The sequence below is a fragment of the Nocardia brasiliensis NBRC 14402 genome, assembly GCF_000308475.2.
In the GTDB taxonomy this organism is placed as follows: domain Bacteria; phylum Actinomycetota; class Actinomycetes; order Mycobacteriales; family Mycobacteriaceae; genus Nocardia; species Nocardia brasiliensis.
The window spans coordinates 313,489-335,941 of the sequence record NZ_BAFT02000057.1; the positions used below are offsets into that span (position 1 = coordinate 313,489).

20 protein-coding genes and 1 tRNA gene are annotated in these 22,453 nt (G+C 67.4%); 16 read left to right on the forward strand and 5 right to left on the reverse strand.

The features are described from left to right. Positions 1-16 precede the first annotated feature (16 nt). The 6 genes from TY25_RS18515 (at position 17) to TY25_RS18540 (ending at position 6,034) form a co-directional block, all read left to right on the forward strand. Complete coding sequence (locus TY25_RS18515; protein ID WP_052383049.1) at positions 17-1,639, forward strand: ABC transporter ATP-binding protein; 1,623 nt, start codon at positions 17-19, stop codon at positions 1,637-1,639. Between the two features lie 56 nt (positions 1,640-1,695). After that, the gene (locus TY25_RS18520; protein WP_052383050.1) at positions 1,696-2,472 is read left to right on the forward strand and encodes a lytic transglycosylase domain-containing protein; all 777 of its coding nucleotides are present in this window, start codon (positions 1,696-1,698) and stop codon (positions 2,470-2,472) included. Positions 2,473-2,584: 112 nt separating this feature from the next. Next, positions 2,585-3,871, forward strand: coding sequence for a phosphopyruvate hydratase (gene eno, locus TY25_RS18525; protein ID WP_029893876.1), 1,287 nt, complete (start codon positions 2,585-2,587; stop codon positions 3,869-3,871). Positions 3,872-3,888: 17 nt separating this feature from the next. After that, on the forward strand, positions 3,889-4,557 hold the full coding sequence (locus tag TY25_RS18530) for an FtsB family cell division protein (RefSeq protein ID WP_042257849.1): 669 nt from the start codon (positions 3,889-3,891) through the stop codon (positions 4,555-4,557). Next, the gene (locus TY25_RS18535; protein WP_042257851.1) at positions 4,554-5,090 is read left to right on the forward strand and encodes a DUF501 domain-containing protein; all 537 of its coding nucleotides are present in this window, start codon (positions 4,554-4,556) and stop codon (positions 5,088-5,090) included. Before TY25_RS18530 ends, TY25_RS18535 begins: the two co-directional genes overlap by 4 nt. Next, positions 5,087-6,034, forward strand: coding sequence for a Ppx/GppA phosphatase family protein (locus TY25_RS18540; RefSeq protein WP_042257853.1), 948 nt, complete (start codon positions 5,087-5,089; stop codon positions 6,032-6,034). Before TY25_RS18535 ends, TY25_RS18540 begins: the two co-directional genes overlap by 4 nt. Before the next feature lie 7 nt (positions 6,035-6,041). Here the strand turns inward: TY25_RS18540 and TY25_RS18545 are convergent, their stop codons facing one another. Further along, positions 6,042-6,500 (reverse strand): SRPBCC family protein, encoded by a 459-nt coding sequence (locus TY25_RS18545; protein WP_042257854.1) that lies wholly within the window; start codon positions 6,498-6,500, stop codon positions 6,042-6,044. A 277-nt stretch (positions 6,501-6,777) separates the two neighbouring features. On the opposite strand from TY25_RS18545, the gene TY25_RS18550 reads away from it, so the two are divergent. The 4 genes from TY25_RS18550 (at position 6,778) to TY25_RS18565 (ending at position 11,067) form a co-directional block, all read left to right on the forward strand. Then, on the forward strand, positions 6,778-8,244 hold the full coding sequence (locus tag TY25_RS18550; RefSeq protein WP_042257855.1) for a peptide MFS transporter: 1,467 nt from the start codon (positions 6,778-6,780) through the stop codon (positions 8,242-8,244). Between the two features lie 55 nt (positions 8,245-8,299). Further along, complete coding sequence (locus TY25_RS18555) at positions 8,300-9,796, forward strand: amino acid permease (RefSeq protein WP_081868947.1); 1,497 nt, start codon at positions 8,300-8,302, stop codon at positions 9,794-9,796. Positions 9,797-9,863: 67 nt separating this feature from the next. Next, a complete protein-coding gene (locus tag TY25_RS18560) occupies positions 9,864-10,781 on the forward strand; it encodes a ribonuclease Z (protein ID WP_042257856.1) in 918 nt (305 codons plus the stop codon). 212 nt (positions 10,782-10,993) lie between these two features. Next, a tRNA-Leu gene (locus TY25_RS18565) sits at positions 10,994-11,067 on the forward strand. Positions 11,068-12,591: 1,524 nt separating this feature from the next. Here the strand turns inward: TY25_RS18565 and TY25_RS18575 are convergent. Genes TY25_RS18575 through TY25_RS18590 form a run of 4 tightly spaced genes read right to left on the reverse strand, consistent with a single transcriptional unit; the run spans position 12,592 to position 15,010 of the window. After that, positions 12,592-12,882: a hypothetical protein gene (locus TY25_RS18575; RefSeq protein WP_042257858.1), complete on the reverse strand. Its 291-nt coding sequence runs from the start codon at positions 12,880-12,882 to the stop codon at positions 12,592-12,594. Positions 12,883-12,898: 16 nt separating this feature from the next. Continuing rightward, entirely contained in the window at positions 12,899-14,374 is a 1,476-nt protein-coding gene (locus TY25_RS18580) for an ADP-ribosyltransferase family protein (RefSeq protein ID WP_042257859.1), read from the reverse strand. A 10-nt stretch (positions 14,375-14,384) separates the two neighbouring features. Continuing rightward, positions 14,385-14,684: a WXG100 family type VII secretion target gene (locus TY25_RS43240; protein WP_042257860.1), complete on the reverse strand. Its 300-nt coding sequence runs from the start codon at positions 14,682-14,684 to the stop codon at positions 14,385-14,387. Beyond that, the gene (locus tag TY25_RS18590; protein WP_042257861.1) at positions 14,681-15,010 is read right to left on the reverse strand and encodes a WXG100 family type VII secretion target; all 330 of its coding nucleotides are present in this window, start codon (positions 15,008-15,010) and stop codon (positions 14,681-14,683) included. Before TY25_RS18590 ends, TY25_RS43240 begins: the two co-directional genes overlap by 4 nt. A gap of 554 nt (positions 15,011-15,564) precedes the next feature. Between TY25_RS18590 and TY25_RS18595 the strand changes: the two genes are divergently transcribed. The 6 genes from TY25_RS18595 to TY25_RS18620 all read left to right on the forward strand — a co-directional run bounded on the left by TY25_RS18595 (position 15,565) and on the right by TY25_RS18620 (position 22,153). Further along, positions 15,565-16,593: a hypothetical protein gene (locus TY25_RS18595; protein ID WP_106387023.1), complete on the forward strand. Its 1,029-nt coding sequence runs from the start codon at positions 15,565-15,567 to the stop codon at positions 16,591-16,593. Between the two features lie 27 nt (positions 16,594-16,620). Beyond that, positions 16,621-17,370, forward strand: coding sequence for a class I SAM-dependent methyltransferase (locus TY25_RS18600; protein ID WP_042257865.1), 750 nt, complete (start codon positions 16,621-16,623; stop codon positions 17,368-17,370). Positions 17,371-17,509: 139 nt separating this feature from the next. After that, on the forward strand, positions 17,510-18,676 hold the full coding sequence (locus TY25_RS18605) for a cupin domain-containing protein (protein ID WP_146154132.1): 1,167 nt from the start codon (positions 17,510-17,512) through the stop codon (positions 18,674-18,676). A 278-nt stretch (positions 18,677-18,954) separates the two neighbouring features. Beyond that, positions 18,955-19,995: an ATP-grasp domain-containing protein gene (locus TY25_RS18610; RefSeq protein ID WP_042257869.1), complete on the forward strand. Its 1,041-nt coding sequence runs from the start codon at positions 18,955-18,957 to the stop codon at positions 19,993-19,995. Continuing rightward, positions 19,992-20,897: a JmjC domain-containing protein gene (locus TY25_RS18615; protein ID WP_042257870.1), complete on the forward strand. Its 906-nt coding sequence runs from the start codon at positions 19,992-19,994 to the stop codon at positions 20,895-20,897. Before TY25_RS18610 ends, TY25_RS18615 begins: the two co-directional genes overlap by 4 nt. Continuing rightward, on the forward strand, positions 20,879-22,153 hold the full coding sequence (locus tag TY25_RS18620; RefSeq protein ID WP_146154133.1) for an MFS transporter: 1,275 nt from the start codon (positions 20,879-20,881) through the stop codon (positions 22,151-22,153). The genes TY25_RS18615 and TY25_RS18620 overlap by 19 nt, the downstream gene beginning before the upstream one ends. The last annotated feature ends 300 nt before the right edge of the window (positions 22,154-22,453 follow it).

The following is a 22,453-nucleotide window of genomic DNA, read 5'->3' on the forward strand; positions in this document are numbered from 1 at the left end:
TGGAAGGGGCGGACTCATGGCTGAGCGGGGACATAAAGCCGCCGTGCGGGATTCGGTGCTCGACGGTGGTCTCGGAGTCGATGGCGACAGCCGTAGCGCGGCGGAGTCGACCGACCGTCCTGCGGTGCCGAGCTGCCCGGTGCTGGTCGAGGGTTTGGCGGTGCACGGCCCGAACGGCCAGGAGTTGTTCGGACCACTGGACTTCCGGATCGAGGCGGGCAGCGTAGCGGCGCTGACCGGACCTTCCGGCGCGGGCAAGACCACATTGATGCGCGCTCTGCTCGGGGATCTGCCACGCGGTGCCTGGCGATCCGGCTCGGTCGTGGTGGCCGGTCACGAGGTGTTCGCCCTGCCTGCCGCGGCATTGCAGCGGTTCCGGCGGACGCACGTGGCCTACGTCGGGCAGGATCCGGGATCCGCGCTCAACCCGCTGATGCGCGTACACGGGCTGCTGCACGAGGTAGCCCCGCACGCCACGCGCGACTACCTGGTCGAAACGCTGGAACTCGTCGGCCTGTCCCCGGAACACCTGCGGCGCAGGGCGGCCGAACTCTCCGGCGGTCAGCAACGCCGAGTTGCCTTGGCCCGCGCTCTGATCCGGCACACCGACGTGCTGATCCTCGACGAACCGCTCGCCGGCCTGCACGGCGCCCTGCGCACCGACATCGCCCGGCTGCTGACCGAGGTCGCCGCCGACCGCTCCGTCGCCGTCCTGCTCTCCGGTCACGACACCGCCACCATCCATGCCGTCGCCGACCAGGTGATCGAACTCGGCAGCGTCGTCACCACCTTCGGTAGCCCGGACCGTCCCGTCACGGAAGTCCTGTTCTCTCCCAGCACAACCCCAGAGCCGGCCGAGGTACTCGAAGTGCCCGCACCGGATCGCGTTGGGCCTGGTTCGAAGCCGTTGTTGTTGCGCGGCAACGAAATCACCGCCGCGATAGCCGGACGGGAGGTGCTGACGGGCATCGATGTCGAGTTGGCGACCGGTGCGGCGCTGGCGGTCGTCGGGGCCTCGGGGGCCGGGAAGACCACGCTGGCACGGGTGATCGCGGGGCTGCATCGGACGGCGACAGGCACGCTCGAGCTGCACGGCGAGTCACTGCCGCTCGCCCACGGCGCGCGGAAATCACTCGGCAGCAAGGGCATTCAGCTGGTCACGCAGAATCCGCGATCCGCGCTGAATCCGCGGCGCACGGTCGCGCAAACCCTGGGCAGGCCGCTGCGTCGGATCGGCCGGGTGCCGAGACGTCAAGTGGCGCAGCATGTCACGGAGCTGCTGGCCGCGGTCGAACTGGCACCGGAACTGGCGCAACGCTATCCACACCAGCTCTCCGGCGGCCAGCGCCAACGGGTCGCGGTGGCCCGGGCGCTCGCCGCCGAACCCGCGGTGCTGCTCTGCGACGAGATCACCTCGGCGCTGGATCACGCGACCGCGGCCGCACTCATGGCGCTGCTGGATCGGATCCGGGCCGAGCGCGCCATGGGGCTGTTGGTGATCAGTCACGACATGGCGTTGGTCACCGCGCACTGCCCGCGCCTGGTGGTGCTCGACCACGGCCGGATAGTCGAGTCCGGCGAGACGGCGACGGTCCTGGGCGCCCCGGCCCATCAGGCCACCCGAGACCTGCTGCGCTGACCGCGCTCCCGGCCCGGTCTGTGTGCACCGCACGGAAGCGTCGGCGCAGAAACTCGATGACCAGGCGATTCCTCGACTTGCTCCGCCAGATCTGGATGATGGATGGGGTGCTCCTGAAGAAGACCGGCGCTGTGGTCGCCGCCATGGTGACCCTCGTGCTCGCCGGTTGTGGGATCGATCGTGATCTCACCCCGATCCCCGAGGGCATTCCGCCCGGCCCCGGCACACCGCTGCCGCTGATCGATATCGACGGCCCCGGCCGCACCGCGCTACAACTGCGCGGGTGGGCCGAGGAGCAGGCGGACCGGATGGCGATCCCGCCGGTGGCGCTGGAGGCGTACGGCTATGCCGCGGCGGTGCTCGCGCGGTCGAAGCCGGAGTGCGGCATCGCCTGGACCACCCTCGCGGGCATCGCGAGTGTGGAGAGCAAGCACGGCACCCATCGCGGTTCGCGCATCGACGCCGATGGCGTGGTCCGGCCGCCGATCATCGGCATCCCGCTGGACGGTGCGCCCGGCGTCGCCCTGGTCAAGGACACCGACGGCGGCAAGATGGACGGCGATCCGGAGTTCGATCGCGCGATCGGCCCGCTGCAGTTCATTCCGGAAACCTGGAAGCGCTGGGGTGTCGACGCCAACGGCGACGGAGTGGCCGATCCGCAGAACATCGACGACGCGGCGCTCACCGCAGCCCGCTACCTGTGCGCCAGCGGCGGCGATCTCACCTCCGAGCACGGCTGGCAGCAAGCGCTGCTCACCTACAACCAGTCCACCAGTTATCTGCTCACCGTGCGCGACCGGGCCGCGGCCTACAGCGTCGGCCGGCGGGTGTGACCTGGTCCATCGGAGTGCCGGTTACCCGCCCAGCGCGCCGGACGCTAGGCTCGCAGCGCACGGCAATTCCCCTGAGACCTACCGTGCCTGTAGCCGAAGGAGTGTCGTTTTCGTGGCCATCATCGAACAGGTCGGAGCTCGTGAGATCCTGGATTCTCGCGGAAACCCCACTGTCGAGGTCGAGATCGCCCTCGACGACGGCACCTTGACCCGGGCGGCGGTGCCCTCCGGCGCGTCCACCGGCGAACACGAGGCCGTGGAACTGCGTGACGGTGGTGACCGCTACGGCGGCAAGGGCGTGCGCAAGGCGGTCGAGGGTGTGCTCGACGAGATCGCGCCGGCCGTGATCGGCCTGGACGCGGTCGAGCAGCGCACCGTGGACCAGGTCCTGCTCGACCTGGACGGCACCCCGGACAAGTCCCGTCTCGGTGCGAACGCGCTGCTCGGCGTCTCGCTGGCGGTGGCCCGTGCCGCCGCCGAGTCCTCGGGCCTGGAGCTGTTCCGCTACCTCGGTGGCCCGAACGCGCATGTGCTCCCCGTGCCGATGATGAACATCCTCAACGGTGGCGCGCACGCCGACACCAGCGTCGACGTCCAGGAATTCATGGTCGCCCCGATCGGCGCGCCCACCTTCAAGGAGGCGCTGCGCTGGGGTGCCGAGGTGTACCACGCGCTGAAGGCCGAACTGAAGGCCAAGGGCCTGGCCACCGGCCTCGGCGACGAGGGCGGCTTCGCGCCCGACGTGGCGGGCACCCGTGAGGCGCTCGACCTGATCAGCTCCGCCATCGGCAAGACCGGCCTGAAGCTCGGCACCGATGTGGCGCTGGCGCTCGATGTCGCCGCCACCGAGTTCTACACCGCGGGTAGCGGTTACAAGTTCGAGGGCAGCGTACGCAGCGCCGCGGAGATGACCGCGTTCTACGCCGAACTGCTCGGCGCCTACCCGCTGGTCTCCATCGAAGACCCGCTGTCGGAAGACGATTGGGACGGCTGGGTCGCGCTCACCGACGAGATCGGCGACAAGATCCAGATCGTCGGCGACGACCTGTTCGTCACCAACCCGGAGCGCCTCGAAGAGGGCATCGCCCGCGGCGCCGCGAACGCGCTGCTGGTGAAGGTGAACCAGATCGGCACGCTCACCGAGACATTGGACGCGGTGGAGCTCGCGCACCGCAACAACTACAAGACGATGATGAGCCACCGGTCCGGCGAGACCGAGGACACCACCATCGCCGACCTCGCGGTCGCGGTCGGCAGCGGCCAGATCAAGACCGGTGCCCCGGCGCGCAGCGAGCGGGTCGCCAAGTACAACCAGCTGCTGCGCATCGAGGATGCGCTGGGCGATTCGGCCCGCTACGCCGGGGACGCCGCGTTCCCGCGTTTCGCCTTCGAGGGTTAGTCACACAGGGGTTCGCTATGACGGAGCGACGTGCGCGTGGAACCAGTCCAGCCGGGCGTGGGGACCGCCGCACGTCGCGTGCCGCCCGCTCGCGGCCCAAGGCCGGGTCCGACACCGAAACGGCGGCCCGGCCTGCCGCGGCCAAACGGGCCGCGCGCCGGCGCTCCGACGACAAGTCGGCGAAGCCGAAGAAGGTGGCGGCCCGCGCCGCCGAACACGGCGCGGACAAGCATGAACGCACCATCCTCGGCCTATCCACCGGCAAAGCGGTGGTGCTGGCGATCGTGGTGTGCGCGCTGGCGCTGACCCTGGCCGTGCCGATGCGCACGTACTTCACCCAGCGGGCCGAGGCCGCCCAATTGGCGCAGCAGCGCAGGGAATTGGAGGCCGATCTGGCGCGACTGCGCGATCGCCGTGCGCAGCAACAGGATCCGGCCTACATCCGGTCCGAGGCCCGCGACCGGCTGCGGCTGGTACTGCCCGGCGAAACCCCCTACATCGTGCAGGTGCCCGGCATGGAAGCCGCGGCCCCGCCCACCGCGGTGACCAAGTCCAAGGAACCTGATCCCTGGTACACCGAACTGTGGCACAGCATTTCCGAACCGCAACCCGTTCCCGAGGCCGCTCCGGCGCCGCCGCCGGGACCGCCCGCCGCGCCCCCGCCAGGACCGGAAGGACCCAGGTGACAGCACCGAACGACCAGGATCTCGCGATCATCGCCCGCCAGCTCGGCCGCGAACCACGCGGCGTGCTCGCCGTGGCCTATCGCACCCCGGACGGGATCCCGGCCGTCGTGAAAACCGCGCCGCGGCTGCCCGACGGCACGCCGTTTCCGACCCTCTACTACCTGACCGACCCGCGGCTCACCGCGGAGGCGAGCAGGCAGGAATCCGCGGGCGTGATGCGGGAGATGACCGAGCGCCTCGGCACCGACCCGGCGCTGGCCGCCGCCTACCGCGCCGCACACGAGAGCTATCTGGCCGAGCGCGACGAGATCGAGTCGCTCGGTACCGATTTCACCGGCGGCGGGATGCCGGAGCGAGTGAAATGCTTGCACGTGCTGATCGCGCACGCGCTGGCCAAGGGGCCGGGCGTGAACCCGTTCGGCGACGAGGCGGTGGCGCTGGCCGCCGACAACGGATTGCGCGGCACCGCGATTCCGGCCGACTGGCCGAAGTACGAGCGCGCGGGCAGCCAGGAAGACGGGGCGCGAGCATGACCGATCGGGTAGCCGCTGTCGATTGCGGCACCAACTCCATCCGACTGTTGATCGCCGATGTACTCGGCGACGGACGGCTGGCCGATGTGCACCGCGAGATGCGCATCGTGCGGCTGGGGCAGGGCGTCGACGCGACCGGTGCGCTGGCACCGGAGGCGATCGAGCGAACCCGGGTCGCGCTCGCGGACTACGCGACGTTGATGCGCGAGGCGGGCGTCGGCCGGGTGCGGATGGTGGCCACCTCCGCCACCAGGGACGCGGCGAACCGGGAAGACTTCTTCGCCATGGCCCGAGCCGAACTCGGCACCGTGGTGCCCGGCGCGGAGGCCGAGGTGATCACCGGCGACGAGGAGGCCCGCCTTTCGTTCCGCGGCGCCATCGGCGAGCTCTCCAGCGCCGCAGGGCCGTTCGTGGTCGTCGATCTCGGCGGCGGTTCGACCGAGCTGGTGTTCGGCGACAGCGCGGGGGTGCAGGCGGCGTTCTCGGCCGATATCGGCTGTGTCCGGATCACCGAACGCTGTCTGCCCGGCAATCCGCCCACCGCCGAACAGGTCGGCGCGGCACGGGAATTCGCGGCCGAACGGTTGGCGGAAGCCTTCGCCCGGGTGCCGATCGAGGGTGCGCACACCTGGGTGGGCGTGGCGGGCACCATGACCACGATCGCCGCCGTGGCGCTAGACCTCCCCGAATACGATTCGGAGCGAGTGCATCTCACCCGCCTCGAACTGAATGACCTACGCGCCGTGTGTGATCGGCTGATCGGGATGACACACGACGAGCGCGCCGCCTTGGGCCCCATGCATCCGGGCCGGGTCGACGTGATCGGCGGCGGTGCCGTCATCGCCGAGGTCCTGGCCGACGAACTGTCCCGTCGCGCAAGCATTTCCGAGCTCGTCGTGAGCGAGCACGACATCCTCGACGGGATCGCCCTCTCGATCGCCTGAGCCAGGTCTAGGTCTTCCGGTCGTTTTCGCGTGCCCGGCCGACCACGAGGTCGGCGAGCCGGGACAGCGATTCCTTGTTGCGCGGAACCAGTCCCAGCGCCTGGACGGCGCCGGGAATCAACGCGGCCGGGCCGCTGATCGCCCGTTCGGCCATGCTGATCCGGGTGCGGTCGGGGCCGATCTCGGTCAGTTCCAACCGAATCCAGGCCGAGCCGGCCGGCCACAGCCTCGCCTCGAGCTCGATCATCCGCGGCGGATCGACGTCGCGGACCTTGGTGGTGTCGGACATGGTCAGCGGCCAGGGGCCGACGCTGTGATGTATGCGGGTGCCGACCGCGGGCCACCCCGGATCGACATTGCGGATATGCGAGGCGCCGACCACCCAGAGTGCGTACAGCCAGCCGTCGGCCAGTACCGCGAACGTGTCCTCGGCCGAGGCGGACACTGTGATCTCGACAGGTTCCATCTGCACGTCACTTTCGTCGTCGGGGCGGGCCGGGCGCTACTCGCCATCGTGCCCCGCTGGTTCCGGCATGCCCAGTGGCGGCGGCGGAAAACGACGGCGGGGCGGGCCCGCGTCTTCGTGGGATCTACTATCAGAATGCGCTTCGATTCTGATCATTGCAGGATTGAGCGATACAAATTCGGCATAACACGGCGACGACACCTCGATGTTCGACTGGGGATGGTGAATTTCGTGTGTGGATGCCCACAATTCGCCTCAAACATGGGATGGTCGGAGGATGTCGGAAGCAACAACCGCCGAACAGGTGACCCCGGGACGAACAGTCTTCGGTCACCCGATCGGCTTGACGAACTTGTTCGGCGTGGAGCTCTGGGAGCGATTCTCCTACTACGGGATGGTCACCATCCTCGGCTACTACCTGTACTACTCCACGACCGAAGGCGGGCTCGGGCTCGCGAAGAGCACCGGAGTCGGCATCGTCGGCGCCTACGGCGGGCTGGTCTATCTGTCCACCGTGCTGGGCGGCTGGATCGCCGACCGGGTACTGGGCATGGAGCGGACGGTCTTCTACGGCGGCGTCGTGGTGGTCGCGGGGCATCTCGCGCTGGCGGTGCTGCCGGGACTGACCGGCGTCGGTGTGGGCCTGGTGCTGGTCGCGCTGGGCAGCGGCGCGCTGAAAGCCAACGCGTCCTCGCTGCTCGGCACGCTGTATCCGAAGGGTGATGCCCGCGCGGACGGCGGATTCACGCTGTTCTACCTCGGCATCAACCTCGGCGCGTTCATCGGCCCGCTGCTCACCGGTGTGCTGCAGACCCGCCTGGGTTTCCACTACGGATTCGGCGCCGCCGCGATCGGCATGACCCTGGGTCTGGTCCAGTACGTGGTGTTCCGGCGCAACCTCGGCACGCACGGCCGTGAGGTGCCGAACCCGTTGCCGCGCAACGCGATCGCCCCGGTACTCGGTGCGGTGGCCGGCGCCGCGGTGATCGTCGCGGTGGTGTGGGCGACCGGCCTGGTGACGCTGGACAACCTGCCCGACGCGACCACCATCGTGATCGCCGTGGCCTCGGTCGTCTACTTCGTGGTCATGCTGACCCACGCCAAGGTGACACCGGTCGAGCGCAGCCGGGTGCGCGCGTTCATTCCGCTGTTCATCGCCAACGCGGTGTTCTGGTCGCTGTTCCAGCAGATCTTCACGGTGCTCGCGGTGTACTCCGACGAACGGATGAACTGGAGCATCTTCGGCTGGACCGCTCCCTCGAACTGGATCGGTTCGGTCGAGCCGGTCTGGATCATCACCCTGTCGCCGCTGTTCGCCATCCTGTGGACCAAGCTCGGTTCCCGCGCCCCGAGCACGCCGCGCAAGTTCGCGCTCGGCGTGATCGGCATGGGCCTGGCGTTCCTGTTGTTCGTGCCGCTGGCCGGTTTCAGCGGCGCGACGGTGCCCGCGCTGCTCGTGCTCGTCGTCATGGGCGGCTTCGCCGTCTCGGAGCTGCTGCTCTCACCGATCGGACTTGCGGTCACCACCCAGCTCGCACCGGAAGCTTTCCGGGCCCAGATGATGGCGCTGTACTTTTTCTCGGTTGGCATCGGTACATCCATGTCGGGTACTTTGGCTCGGTTCTATGACCAAGACCACGAAGTCGCCTACTTCGGCATCATCGGCGCCGTCGCGGTGTGCGCCGGAGTCATCGTGGCCGCCATCGCGCCGCGGATCAGTCGGCACATGGCAGGCGTGCACTAGCCCCGAGCGGGCATAGAACCAGCTAGACAGTAAGACCAGAGGTAGAGGAGAACGTGTGGCGATCCGCAAGCCGGACGGCGCAATCGGACAGCAGGCCAGATGGGGTGGCCTGTTCCGGACCAAATCCGTCGAGCAATCGATCAAGGACACCGACGAGCCCGACTCCAAGCTCCGCAAGGACCTGACCGCATGGGACCTCACCGTCTTCGGCGTGGCGGTGGTGATCGGCGCGGGCATCTTCACCCTCACCGCGCGGACCGCGGGCAACGTCGCCGGACCGTCGGTGTCGCTGGCGTTCGTCTTCGCGGCGATCGCCTGCGGTCTCACCGCGCTCTGCTACGCCGAGTTCGCCTCGACGGTGCCGGTGGCGGGCAGCGCGTACACCTTCTCCTACGCCACCTTCGGTGAACTCGTCGCATGGATCATCGGCTGGGACCTGATCCTCGAGTTCGCGCTCGCCACCTCGGTGGTGGCCAAGGGCTGGTCGCAGTACCTCGGCGAGGTAATGGGCACGACGCCGATCGTGCACCTCGGTTCGGTGTCGTTCGACTGGGGCGCCGTGCTGCTGATCGCGGTGCTCGGCGTGCTGCTCGCCACCGGGACCAAGGTCTCGTCCCGGGTGTCGGCCGTGGCGGTCGCGATCAAGCTGAGCGTGATCGCGCTGGTGCTGATCGTCGGCGTCACCTACTTCAAGTCGGAGAACCTGACGCCTTACGTGCCGCCGTCCCAGCCGGGGGCGGAGGGCGAGGGCCTGCGCCAGTCGCTGTTCTCCTTCCTGACCGGCGCCGGGCACAGCACGTTCGGCTGGTACGGCCTGCTCGCCGCGGCCAGCCTGGTGTTCTTCGCGTTCATCGGTTTCGACGTCGTCGCGACCACCGCCGAAGAAACCAAGAACCCGCAGAAGGCGGTGCCGCGCGGCATCCTCGGCTCGCTGCTCATCGTCACCATCCTCTACGTCGCGGTCTCGCTGGTGCTCACCGGCATGGTGTCCTACACCGAGCTGTCCGGTGAGAACGCCACCCTGGCAACGGCTTTCGCGATCCACGGCGATACCTGGGTGAAGAACATCATCTCCGTCGGCGCCCTCGCCGGGCTCACCACCGTGGTCATGGTGATGTTCCTCGGGCAGACCCGCGTGCTGTTCGCGATGTCGCGCGACGGACTGATGCCGCGCAAGCTGGCGCACACCGGCAGCAAGGGCACGCCGGTGCGGATCACCGCGATCGTCGGCGTGGTCTGCGCGGTGCTGGCCGGCTTCGTCGACTTCGGCACACTCGAGGAAATGGTCAACATCGGCACGCTGTTCGCGTTCGTGCTGGTCTCGATCGGCGTGCTCGTGCTGCGGCGCACCCGGCCCGACCTGCCGCGCGGCTTCCGCGTCCCGCTGGTTCCGGTGATCCCGGTGCTCGCCGTGCTGGCCTGCCTGTGGCTGATGCTGAACCTGTCCGTGGAGACCTGGCTGCGGTTCCTCGTCTGGATGGCGCTGGGCTTCGTCATCTATTTCGCCTACAGCCGCAGGCACTCCCTGCTCGGCAACCCGCCTGCCGAATAGTCCGCCGAGTGGCACGGGCGCCGCGCCCGTGCCACTCCACGACTGGCGAACAAGTAGCGTGACACGGGTGTCGCAGCGGGAGCTCGTAGTGCTCGGTACCGCCAGCCAGGTGCCGACGAAGCAGCGCAATCACAACGGGTATCTGCTGCGCTGGGACGACGAAGGGGTGCTGTTCGACCCGGGCGAGGGGACGCAGCGGCAGATGACCTACGCCGGTGTCTCGGCCACCGACCTCACCCGGATCGCGATCACGCACTTCCACGGTGATCACAGCCTCGGGCTGGCCGGGGTGGTGCAGCGAATCAATCTCGACCGGGTGCCGCATCCGGTGGACGTGTGCTTCCCTGCCTCCGGGACCGAGTATTACGACCGTCTCGTCAACGCCACCTCCTACTATCACCGGGCCGAGTTGCGGCCGCGTCCGATCGAACGGGCCGGTGCCGTCGACTTTCCCGGCGCGCCCTTCGCGGTCACGGCGGTGCCGCTCGCGCACCCCGTCGACACCTTCGGCTATCGGCTCACCGAGCCGGACGGCCGGCGCATTCTGCCCGCTCGACTCCAGCACCTCGGGCTGCGCGGACCCGTCATCGCGCGGCTGCAACAGCAGGGCAGCATCGAATCGGCCGGGCGCACCGTGACTCTCGACGAGGCCAGCGAGCCGCGCCGGGGTCAGAGCTTCGCCTTCGTGATGGACACCGGGCTCTGCGACGGCGTCTACGAGCTCGCCGCCGACACCGACATGCTCGTCATCGAGGCCACCTTCCTCGACGCCGACGCGCGGCTCGCCGCCGAATACGGCCACCTCACCGCAGGCCAGGCCGCCCGGGTCGCCGCCGCGGCGGGCGCGCACACCCTGGTGCTCACCCACTTCTCCCAGCGCTACCGTGACCTGTCCGTCCATCTGGCCGAGGCCCGAGCCCACTTCTCCGGCCTGATCCACATCGCCACCGACCTCGCCCGCATCCCCTTACCGGCGCGTCGGTAAGCCCACTGGACAGCACCCGCCCGCACCGACCCCGCTGACCCGCTTTCGTGCCGCCCCCCCAAACCGGTTCGCAACCATGCCTTTTCAGAGCAACCGGTCGGCACGCCCTTGGTCAACTGCCCGACTTCTCCGTCCCCATACTCGACAATTTGCCCATCTTCAACCCTCAGAATTCCGGTACAACCGTACGACTCGGTAGTCTGTCCCGGACGGCCCCCATAGCCCAATTGGCAGAGGCAGCGGACTTAAAATCCGCCCAGTGTCGGTTCGAGTCCGACTGGGGGCACAGACAGCATCGACACAATTACTGCTGCCCGTGGCCTGCGGAGGTGGCTCCTGCTCGGTGTTCTCGTTGGCTATAGCCGCCACCGCTCCTGCGACCTGGGGCAGCCCGTCTTCGGGCAGCTTGATGGTGATGGTGACGCGGTCGCCGTCGTCGTGGAGGCGGATGTTGAGTTGCGTGACTTCGAACAGCCTTCGCAGCAGCGGCTCTGGGGCTTTGACGAGGTTGAGGGTCAGGTAGGGCAGTGCATCGAGCAGCGCGGTGTCTGCGGGGGCGGCTCGATGTGGCGTGGCGGGGTCGGTGGTGTCGAGTAGGGCAATGGTGGCTACGGCGTTGGCCTTTTGGGTCTCCAGGTCGTTGAAGGTGCCGCGCAGGGCCTTCGTGAAGGCGTCGTCTGGCTCGCCGTCCTGAGCTTGCCGTAGCACGGCGTCCTGGCGTCGTGCGATGTCCTCGATGATGCGCTGGAGCCTTTGTTGCTCGGTATGTCGTTGTCGTGCTGCACGGTCGTCGACTTCAGTGAGATCGGCTGCTAGAAGGTCGCGGCGTTGTTCGCCGAAGACGCGGTCGGCGAAGAATTTGGAAACGGCGTCAAGAACGGCATCCTCACGGATGTACACCGTTTTCGGGTGTCCCGCGTACTTGTCGGGACGTCCTCGATTGTTGCCGGTCGGCCAGCAGAGGTAGTAAGTGTCACCGTGGCGTGTGGTGCCGAACATCCGCCTGTTGCATCCGTGCAAGAGCATGCCCCGGAACACGTAGGTCCGCTTGGTTTTTGGGTGGGTGTTCTTCTCATGGCCCTCACGAGAACCGCGTCGGGATTGCCGGCGAGCCGCCAGCTCGTCGTACAACGTTCCTTGCCAGGGGGCTCTGGTGGTGGATACCTGGTTGGATCGGTGTTCAAGCGTTCGGCAATCGTTTCGTAGCCCAAACCCTCGTGGTATCGCCAGAGCGCGATCTGAGTCACGGTTCCAGCTCGTGTCCCATCGGGCTCCAGCCGAGTCTTGGTGTGCCCTTTCGTAGCTTTGGTGGGATTGGGGTGGCGGAAAGACTTCGCCACGCCACGCCCTACGCGACGGCCGGCAGATACGGCGAGGCCAGGGCTACAGCCTGCACGTCACCGCACCACCACACATCCACCAGGCACTGCTGGCCGCCGCCGAACCCCTCGCACGCAGCACCGCGGCCGCCGACCGCAAGGCATACCGGATCTACCGCGACCGCATCACCCAATAATCCCCCGGCCTGACCAGCACCCAGCGCGCAGAACCCGCCCTCTACCAGCGGGTTATGCCATATCCGCCCGAAATTCGGCCGATACTACGGCGACCCCGAACTCGCCCACCTCGACGTCGGCGACCTCACTACCGAGGACGAGGGCATCGTGGTCACCATCTGGTACGGCAAGACCGGAGCCCGCGAGGTCGCCGTCGGCCGCGGCACCCACCCCGACACCTGCCCGGTCCGCCGACCTCACCGACGGAGCATCCGGTTCCCTTCGTGTTTCGCCGTGGTGGTGGTAGGTCGGGGCTACTCTCCGGAGTCGTTGTGCTGCTGGCGCTCCCGGGCGCGCTTGGCTTGGAGGTCGCGGTACCACGGCTCGTATTCGGTACCGAGGCAGTCGTCGTGGAACCGCTCCGGCAGTGCCGTGCCAGGCTCGGAGGGTGCCGGACCGGCTGGCATCGCGGCTCGCTCGCGGTCCATCTCGGCGGACATGGCCATGGCCTGTGCGATCAGGTCGGGGTCTAGGGGCGGGAGCCCTCGGGTGAAGGTCTTACCGGCGATACGGACCGGTGTTTCGTTGTCATTGTCGCCGCTCACAAGGAATGCCTTTCGATTAGGAGACGCGCTCGACCATCGTGATAATCGTGCGCCCGGACACGAAGTCGTCGACGCGGTCGATTACGTCGAATTTGGTGCCGGACTTGAACACCACCTCAGCATTGCCGGGTGCGGAATAGGGGGTGATGTCCTTGCCGGTCTGGGACAGGATGCGCATCTCGACCGCGCCGTCGCGCTCGGTGGGGAATCCCCGCGGTGTGGAGCTGGTGAACGCGTCCTCGGTGACCGTGACCGGATTCTGCGGTGTACCCGGCCGATAGCGGGCGAGCACGTCAGGAGGCAGGTCGGTGATCCGAGTGACCGGCCCTTGGTGGTCGGGCAGTTTGTCCAGCGCCGAATTCAGTTCCCGCACACGGTCTTGCACCACTGGCGGGAGGTCGTCACCGTGGCGTAACCACCCGTTGAGTTGCTGATGCGCGGAGCCGGTGTAGTCGGCGATCGCGTCGCGGTCGACCTGATTCAGTGCCCGAGGCGCCGCGGCAGGGGCTTTCGCGGCATCGGTGCCCATTTCCTTGATGCGGCGCAGTTCCTTGGCATGCTGGGCCAGGGAGGTTTCGGTTTTGACCGAGCGCGCCATGCGCTTGGTCTTCCACAGCACGATGATCGCGCGCAGTGGCGCGGAGAACTTCGCGGCGATCTGCGCGGCCCGCGCCGCACCGAGCGCGGCACCGGCACCGAAGGTCACCGCTGAGGCCACGATGGATATCCCGGCGGTGATCGCGAGTTCTTTGAGTAGTTCGTCGCGCAACTCGGCGAGCGTGTCGCTCAGCTCGCGGCGTAGATCGTCGAGTCCGGCCCGGTGCTCGGTGCACGAACGCGACAACTCTGCACACGCGGCGATCGTGTTCGCCGACGACCCGGCCAGGATGTCGAGATCGTGAGCGATGAAGGCGACCTCGGGCGCGGTGATCTGGTTGTCGAATTCGCCTGCGACGCGGCGCAGCAGATCGGGAAATCCCGCGATGTCGCCAGCGGCCGCGACCGCGGCCCAGCCGTTGGCGGCGTTCTGCAGCTTGGTGGTGTCGCCGTCGGGCACGGTCAGCCCTATCTTCTCCACCAGTCCCAGCCCGGAGGCGACCAGCCCTTGACCGTCGCCACCGGCGGAGGGCAGCGGGAATGGGCATGCACCCACCCACGCGGGGATGGCGGGTGGGCGGGCGGGCACGGGCCCGGCGTCCTTGGTGGCGGTGTGCTCGGCCACCGCGTAGATGTATCCGGCCTCCTGAAGCAGACGCGCGTAGTTCAGGGCCGCCTCGGCGACGTCGGTCGCCAGCCGCAGCACCTCACCGGTGCGGGAGTCGTACGTGGTGGCCCAGGCGCGGGCCTCCTCGTAGGAACCGCACATGTTGGCGCAGTTCCACAGCGAGGTCTTCCACTGGGACTCGATCGCCGCAAACCACGCCTGTGCCCCGCCCGCCAGCGCGGTGGCGGCTTGATAGTAGACGTCGGTCTCGATTTTCAGCTGGGTCATGAGGGGTCGTTCACCGCCCGAACATGCGCAAGTTCGCGGCAATACCGTCGCTGTAAGCGGTGTGCGCTGTCGCCGCGGCCGCACGCATGGCGGCGATACCCTCACGCACGTCGGTGGCCCCGGTCTGCCATTTCGCGTGCGCTTCGGCGTGTGCGGTCGCCGCGGCGCCACTCCACTCGCGGTGTATGGCGGCGACTCGCTGATCGACGCCGTTCAGCGAGTCCTCGACGAACCCCTGCAGACCGGCAATACGAGCGGTCACCGCGTCCAGGTGGACCAGGTCCACCGTGTAACTCTGCCCGCCGCTCACGGCAGATCCAGCGAACTCGATTGCACGGCAAGAGTTTCCGCGCGGCGAGTGTCGCTGGCATCGATCTCGGCGACGTAGACTCCCAGCAGCGCGCCGACATCGTGCAGTGCCCGGAGCACCTCGAGCGCGCCAGTGCGGGTCTCCTCCCACCCCGCCAGATAGGCGTCGGCGGCCGCACCCGACCAACTCGACATCAGCCCGGCAACTTCCGTATCAGCCGAGCGGACACCATCGATGAGCGCCTGAGCGGTCTGTTGGACGTACTGCCCCGCGTCGGTGACATCGGCCGGCACCAGCCCAATCTCGGCTGTGGACTTGTCTGTCATCCCTGAACCCCCGCGTAGTCCTCGCCATCCCCAAACTGCCTCAACGATACTCAGCCTCCAGCGCCACGAGCACATGGTCGCAGAAAGCCACCGACAAGCCCAGCGAGCATCGTTCGATGGCCCGGCTGGAAAGTTCGGCTCCTCACCGCCGGTGGTGTCGTGGTCACCAACCGCGCTGGAACCGACCCAGGCCGAAATCGCCTGCGCGCGGTGCCTCTGCGTTGGGGAAGGTGGTCAGGGTTCGATGAAGTGACCGAGGAGCGGCAGAGTCCTCATCGTTTTCGCGTGGGTCGGGGATTGCAGGCGCCGATGCGTTGCCGCACGGTCGCCTGTGCCCGGAATCGCCTTCCACAACCTTTGTCGGCACCAGCAGTTCGGCTGACTGTGACATGAACTACAGCACCTTTCGATGCGCATGAGTTGCCGACTGCCTTGTAATCAGGTCGACTCGGCAGTGGACGACACTGCAAACGTTCGGGGGCACTATGCAGGAGCATGGACCTCACCACAGTCCGCGCGGACCGATAGTCGAGCGAGGCTCATCGGAAGCGAGGTTGCTGTTTCCGGTGGAGCCGGTCGCACTGCGTGACCTTGCTCAACGTGCGGGGTTGGGTTTCTCGGATGTCGTGGCGTTGACAGAGATCCCGTCGACGACGCTCAACCGGTTATGGAAGGACCCGTCCTGGGTGACGCGGTCGACGGGCGCGACGCTGCAGCTGTTACTCGATGTCGTGCCGGCGTTGTCGGTGTACGTGGAGGGTCGGGGGTTCACCTCGCGAGTCGAGCAGCACTTGCGTGTGCTCGCCACTTCGGGAGTCTCTGTTCGTTTGCCTGCGCGTGTCGATGGTCCGGATGTCGCCGCGTTGAGCAATGCGCTCGGTGTGGCCGCCGCAGTGGTCAACGGACACGCGGCCGATCTGCGGCGGCGTTTGGCCCTGGGGTGGAGTCTGGGCCACGACCGGTTCATCGATGCGGTGTTCGCGACCGGCCCCGATGCGTTGGCCGAGGCTGGCGGGACGATGCTCGTCGATGCCTGCGGGATGTGGCTGGCCGAGCAGCCGTCGACAACCTCGGTGGCGGACATGGTCGGTCATGGCGTCCTCGCTCATAAGATCGCCAAGTACGGTGCGGCCGATACCGGGGCGACGGAGGGGCCACCGCGAGACATCCGCGCGGCCTTCGTCCGCCGCAGCTTGACCATCGGCGCCGTACTTCGTGACGACGATCTCGACGTGGTCCACCGATATCACCATGAGGTCCAGGCCAACCCGACGGTGGTGCGCAACGAAGGCTGGTCGTTGCTCACCTTCGACAGCGGCCAACGATTGCCGGCCGACTTCTCCCTGCCCGCGGTAACACCCCGGATCTACGCGGCGCTGGTCCACGACGCCGCCACCCTCAACGACGCCTATCTTGGTTACCTGATCACCACCGCTCTGCCAACACTGGCGGCGATCCAGCCGCCATCACCCGCGATGCGATCGCGCCTGGCCACCGTCTTCAAGGAGCGTTTGTCGGCAGGGATCGAGGATCCTAGGCTGCGCGATGACGCCGGCGCACTGTACCGACGACTCAAGGGCTGAGCGCCCAGGGAGAAAGGACGTCTTCGCATGCTCGGTGACGGGCCGATTACGCGAGCCTACGACCTCAACGCCGAGTACTGGATCTCGATGATCCGCGCGGAGGCCGACCCCTATCAGACCCAGATCACCGATCCCGCGCTCCTGGACGCCGTCGCGCCGGTCACCGGCCTGGACGTGCTGGATGCCGGGTGCGGGGAAGGGTATCTGGCGCGCAGGTTGAGCGATCTGGGGGCCAGCAGTGTGGTGGGCGTTGACACCTGCCGTGCTTTCGTCGACGCCGCCGAGCAGGCCGCAACGCCGCGATGCCGCTTCATACACGCCGACGTCGCCCGGGTCCCGCTGCCCGACGCCAGCGTCGATGTCGTCGTCGCGAACCGGCTCCCGCACGCCCTGACCGATGCCGGCGCGCGCTACCACGAGTTCGCGCGTCTGTTGCGCCGCCGGGGCCGGTTGATCCTGCTCGGACAGCACCCATGCTTCTACAGTGCTCGCGCCGAACGAAGCCCTTCCTCGACCGGCGCGGTGCCGGTCGAGGACTACTTCCACGGGCGGATCGTGGAGCAGCATTTCGACGTGGCGTCCAAGGTCTCCCCCGCGGCCTCGGTGCAGAAGCTCTATTCCCTCGAGCAGTACATCGGCATGGTCACCGCGGCCGGGTTCGTGATCACCGGGATGCGGGAGCCGCGGCCGACATCGGCGCAGCTGGCCGAGGATCCGGCGTGGCGGAAGCGGTTCCAGCGCCCGCTGTTCCTGCTGGTCGAAGCCCGGCTCGACTGAGCCTTATACCAGAGGACCCACCCAGCATGCAAGAGGCTCCACCGAGATCGGTCGCGACGCTCACCACGTCGAGTGCCGCCGCCGGACGATAGTCCCTACCCGGCGCGATGCCGTTCCCAGCAAGCGGAAGGGTGGGGCCTTGAATAGCACCGCAGTGACCGCCGTCGCGGACTACGCGAGCACGTTCTCACGGATCGGCGACCAGATCGACGACGCCTGGCAGCGACGCAACTACGACCCGGAGGTCTTCCCCGAGATCGCCGAGGCCGCCGCCGCACGGGCACCCGCGATGGACCTCAGCGATCTGCTGATCCGCCACCACCAATATCTCGACCTGTCCTACAAGTTCTCCGACTTCGACGTACGGATCTTCTCCAACGACCGCTTCCGCATCGAAGTCCTGGTGTGGCTCGGCGGCTCCACGAGCATCCACCAGCACTCCTTCAGCGGCGCATTCGCAGTGCTTCGTGGTCGCAGCGTCCACGTCGAGTATGAATTCGCGCCGCGCACCGCGGTGCAGGACGAGCTGCTGATCGGCGATCTGCGGCTGCGCGGCTCAGAGATCCTCGAGGAGGGCGCTGTACGGCGGATCCACGCCGGCCCTCGCTTCATCCATGCCAACTTCCACATCACGCACCCGACCGTGACCATGGTGATCCGCACCCACCAGGATCGAGACAGCGGTGCGCAGTTGAACTACCTTCCCCCCTGCGTCGCGGTGGATCCCACACTGGATCGCGATCGGCGCACACGCCAGCGCCGCCTGGTCGAAGTGCTGGCACGCACCGGATCCCCGCATCTGCTGCGCCAAGGAGTGGAATCGCTGTGGCCAGCCCACCCGAGTGTGGCCGAAACCCTGGATTTCCTGAAGATGCCGGCCGTGGTGCGTGACCCCGATCTGTACGAACGATCCCTCGCCCGGGCCGCGGAACTGCATCCGGAGTTCGCCGAGGACCTGGCCGCAGTGTCACGAGAAGAGCTGCGACGGTTGAAGACACGATTGCTGCTGCCCAAGGTCACCTCGAACGACCAGCAGTTCTTCGTCGCCTTGATGCTGAACCTGTCGCGGTCCGAGGACATCTTGACGCATCTGGGCCGGGAGTTCGAGACCGAGACACCCGCCGACGCCGCGACACGACTGCTGGTCGATCTGTCCGCGGCGGGTCATCTCCCCCACATCCGCCTCGAGTCGCGAGATCACCTCCGCAACATCCTGTCCGGAGACACCCCGAAAGGCGATCACCCTGAACTGTCGGACATCACCGGCAACACGATATTGCAACCGCTGTTCTCCGGCGCGAAATAGCAGTGCGTCTGCTCGAGGCCCCTTGCTGGAGCGCGTAAAAGAGCGAACGTCGTCGTTCGTCTCGAACACGCTCTCCGTCCATGAAATGGTAACCCAAATGAAAGGAAATGCAATGTCCATTCAGTCGGATAAAGTCGTTCTCGGAATGCTCGACGAATTCCTGGCCCTCGAGGACTTCCTGGGCCCCGATCCGAAGTTCGGCTTCTAAGCACCTGGGATCGGAGAGGTGGGATGCGGCCGGCTGGTCGCACCCACCTCCTTCCCATCCAGGTCGAACCATGACCGTCAGCCACGAACTACGCCTGCTCGACCAGGAGCTCACCGCACACGCACCGGCGACCACCCGCACACGACATGCCGCTGCAGAGCCTCTACCGGGCCGGGTCGACGTCCTCATCCTGACCCGGGCCGCCGATCGGGAGGCGGACTTCCTCGTCATGGCACTGCGCGCGGTCGGCGTCGCGGTCCATCGTGTCGAGATCGACCACCCTCCCGCTCTGGAGGTCAGCCTCGCTGACGCAAGACCCGCGCTCCTGCTCGACGGCCAGCCGGTCGACCCGCACGTCGTGCTCCTGCGGTACTTCTCACCGGCAGCCACCGGCATCGCCGACGATGCGGTGACGCATGAATTCGTGCGCAATGAATGGCGCGCCTTCATCGATATTCTACGCGTCGTTTTCGACGGTAAAATATTGAACTCTGGTGCGACACCGGAGAGTATCGACGCCGTCACGCAATTGCTGACCGCCAAGCGATGTGGGTTCGAAATCCCCGCGACTCGGATCACGAATACATTCGATAACGTCTGCGGGTCGACAATTATAAAAACGGTGTCGACACACAATATCGAGCCTGCCCCGGGAACGCTCTACACGGTCAGTCCGGTGACCCTCGAACTCGACCACCGCCCGCTGCCACAACAGCTGGCACCGGTCGTGGCGCAGGCTCGCGTCCGCTCGAGCACCGAGGTCCGCGTGTACGTGGTCGATGACGCCGTTGTCGCCTATCGCGTGTCGCACTCCGATAGCGGCGATCGCTGGCGCGCCCCCTCCACCGTGCGCGTGACCTCCTACGATCTACCGCCTCGCCATCAGGAGAAGTTTCTCGCGCTGGCCTCGGCATGCGGGCTTGACTTGTGCGCCATCGACGCCTTCCTCGACGAGGACCGGGCCGTGTTCCTCGAGGTCAACCCGGTCTTCAATTGGATGTGGTATGAGGCGCGCGCCGACCAGAAAACCGTCAGCATGCACATCGTCACCGCGATCACCGAGCGCGTGATCCGCCGACGTGCACCCTATCTGCCCGGGAGTGCCACATGACCGACACGATCGACCACGGGCTCGCGACGATCGTCACCGACCCCGACACGTTCCGATCGGCGCACTGGCAGCAGGAACGCGCCACCGGAACCATCGCCGATCCGCGCACTGCCACCGTGCTCACCACCCGCGACATCGAACAGATACTGCTGTGCAGCGCGGTCCGGTTCCCCTACATCAAACTCAGCCGCACAGGCACGACGATCCCGGTCGGCAGCTACATCCGATCCCGCGACGCCGGCACCACCCCGGTCCCCGGCTTCATCGACCCCGCACGCACCGCCGAGCTCTACCGGCAGGGCGCCACGATCGTGCTCAACCGCCTGGAAGAGTGGTATCCGCCCGTCGCGCGGCTGTGCCACCAGGTCAGCCAGTCCTTCGACGCCACGTACGTGGAGGCGGGAGCTTTCCTCTCTCCCCCGGGCGCGCAAGCGTTGCCGCTGCACCGCGATTGCCAGGACCTGCTGATCCTCCAGCTCGAGGGCACCAAGAGCTGGGAAACCGAACAGCGTACTCCCGCCGGGGCATGGACCGAAGGCGCCGCCGATTCCCTCGCGCAGCCGCTGCACCCGCACACCCTGCGCGCCGGTGAATTCCTGTACCTGCCCCGCGGCGCCGCGCACCGGGCCTCCGCCGGAACCGACCACCACTCCCTGCACCTGACCCTCGGGGTGAACCGCCTCGACACCGTCTCGGTGAAGCGCCATTTCGACCTCGTCATCGACCGAGCACTCACCGAGATTGGGTTACCGTCGAGCGATGACGACGACGCGACCCTCCTCGCGCGGCTAGCGCAGAGGATGGCAAGCCGTACAGCCGATTCCCGCCCGCACACGCTCCGCGCGAACATCGACCCCGACCAGGCTCTGCTGACCGTCTCCGATTGGCGAACGACTGCATGAATGCACTCGATGCGAACAACGAATCCGCTGCGGCGATGTCGCCGTGGCGGCTGGTGGAGTTCCGGCTGCTGCTCGGCGGGCAGTTGGTGTCGCTGTTCGGTGACCGAGTGCTGGCGTTGGTGCTCGGCATCTGGGTCAAGGAACTCACCGGCAGCTCGGCCCTGGCTGGGCTGGTGTTCTTTGCCTACGGACTCCCCGTCCTGGCCGCCCCGCTGACCGGGTGGCTGGTCGACCGGTTCTCTCGCCGCACTGTCAGCATCACCGCCCAAGCCGCCGGCGCGGTCTACCTGTTGCCGCTGCTGCTGGTCGGCTCGGCAAGCCAGGTGTGGATCGTGTTCGCCGTCACCATCTGCTACGGCGCTGGCGGTGCGGTGTTCAACGCCGCCCGCGGCGCTCTGCTCGCCGACATGTTGCCTGCGCCGGTCCGCCCGCGCGCCAACGCGATCATCGTCAGCAGCGGCCAGGTGATGACGATCATCGGCCCGCTGATCGGTGCAGGCCTGTACTCCTGGCACGGCGCCACCACCGTCATCCTCATCGACATCGCCAGCTTCGCGCTTTCCGCGGCGCTGCTGTGGTTTCTGCCCGAACCCGACCGCGAGGCTCCGCCCAGCCAGAATCTGTTCACCGAATCGCTTGCGGGCCTGCGGTTCCTGCTGTCCACAACTGTGATGCTGCGGACCTCCCTCGCGCTGGCGATCTTGTTTGCGGCGATCGGTGTATTCGAGCCGGTCATCTTCCAGGTCGTTACCCTAGGGCTGGACAAGCCCGCCGCGTTCGTCAGCGTCCTGCTATTCACCCAAGGCATCGGCGCCGCGGTGCTGGGCGCGCTCACCGGCCGCCTCGTCGGCCGCCTGGGACCCCTGGCGGCGATGAAAATGGCCGCCGCTGGCTGCGCGGCATCCACCATCCTGTTCGCGGTCCCCTCGACACCGGTCGTCGTGTTCGCCTGCATCGCACTCGGTGGGGCGTTCGCGCTGCTGTCCGTCAGCGTCATGACCTACCTGCAGGACGTGGCACCGTCAGCGCAGCGTGGGCGGGTGATGGCTGCGGCGAACATGCTCATGATGCTGCCCCAAACCCTGTTCATCGCCATCGGTTCCGGGCTCGTCGCCGCCGCGCCCTTCCGGGCGATCATCCTCGGCATGACCTGCGCGGCCGCCGCGGCATTCCTTGTGGCCCCACGGCGGCAAAGCTTCGCGCCCTCGGACACCGATCCAAGCCTGCAGCGTCCAGGTTCGGATGTCACCCACTGAGCATGAGCGGACCGGAGGCTGTCTGGTGGATCGCCTCCGCCCAAATCCCGCACCCCTGAATACGAAACCCGAGCCCGCAGGCAGCTCCCACCATATTCATACCCATCAGCGCCACCGGATGGCGGATAGAACCCAACGAACGTTCGAGGCAACGTCGGACGCTCGGGCGTCGGCCCGGTGTGGCCCCCCGGGGTCAGTGGTCACTGGGTCCGAGCTGGGCGGCGGTGACCTCTCCGTGGACGACGGCGAGGCTGACGCCGACGCCGCGGGAGATCTCACGCAGGGACTGGCCTTCGGTGC

Bases quoted from the DNA above. Each gene is read 5' to 3' on its own strand.
- TY25_RS18515 (WP_052383049.1), top strand. From the start codon at position 17: ATGGCTGAGCGGGGACATAAAGCCGCCGTGCGGGATTCGGTGCTCGAC.
- TY25_RS18520 (WP_052383050.1), top strand. From the start codon at position 1,696: ATGACCAGGCGATTCCTCGACTTGCTCCGCCAGATCTGGATGATGGAT.
- TY25_RS18530 (WP_042257849.1), top strand. From the start codon at position 3,889: ATGACGGAGCGACGTGCGCGTGGAACCAGTCCAGCCGGGCGTGGGGAC.
- TY25_RS18540 (WP_042257853.1), top strand. From the start codon at position 5,087: ATGACCGATCGGGTAGCCGCTGTCGATTGCGGCACCAACTCCATCCGA.
- TY25_RS18545 (WP_042257854.1), bottom strand. From the start codon at position 6,500: ATGGAACCTGTCGAGATCACAGTGTCCGCCTCGGCCGAGGACACGTTC.
- TY25_RS18550 (WP_042257855.1), top strand. From the start codon at position 6,778: ATGTCGGAAGCAACAACCGCCGAACAGGTGACCCCGGGACGAACAGTC.
- TY25_RS18580 (WP_042257859.1), bottom strand. From the start codon at position 14,374: ATGACCCAGCTGAAAATCGAGACCGACGTCTACTATCAAGCCGCCACC.
- TY25_RS18590 (WP_042257861.1), bottom strand. From the start codon at position 15,010: ATGACAGACAAGTCCACAGCCGAGATTGGGCTGGTGCCGGCCGATGTC.
- TY25_RS18600 (WP_042257865.1), top strand. From the start codon at position 16,621: ATGCTCGGTGACGGGCCGATTACGCGAGCCTACGACCTCAACGCCGAG.
- TY25_RS18610 (WP_042257869.1), top strand. From the start codon at position 18,955: ATGACCGTCAGCCACGAACTACGCCTGCTCGACCAGGAGCTCACCGCA.
- TY25_RS18615 (WP_042257870.1), top strand. From the start codon at position 19,992: ATGACCGACACGATCGACCACGGGCTCGCGACGATCGTCACCGACCCC.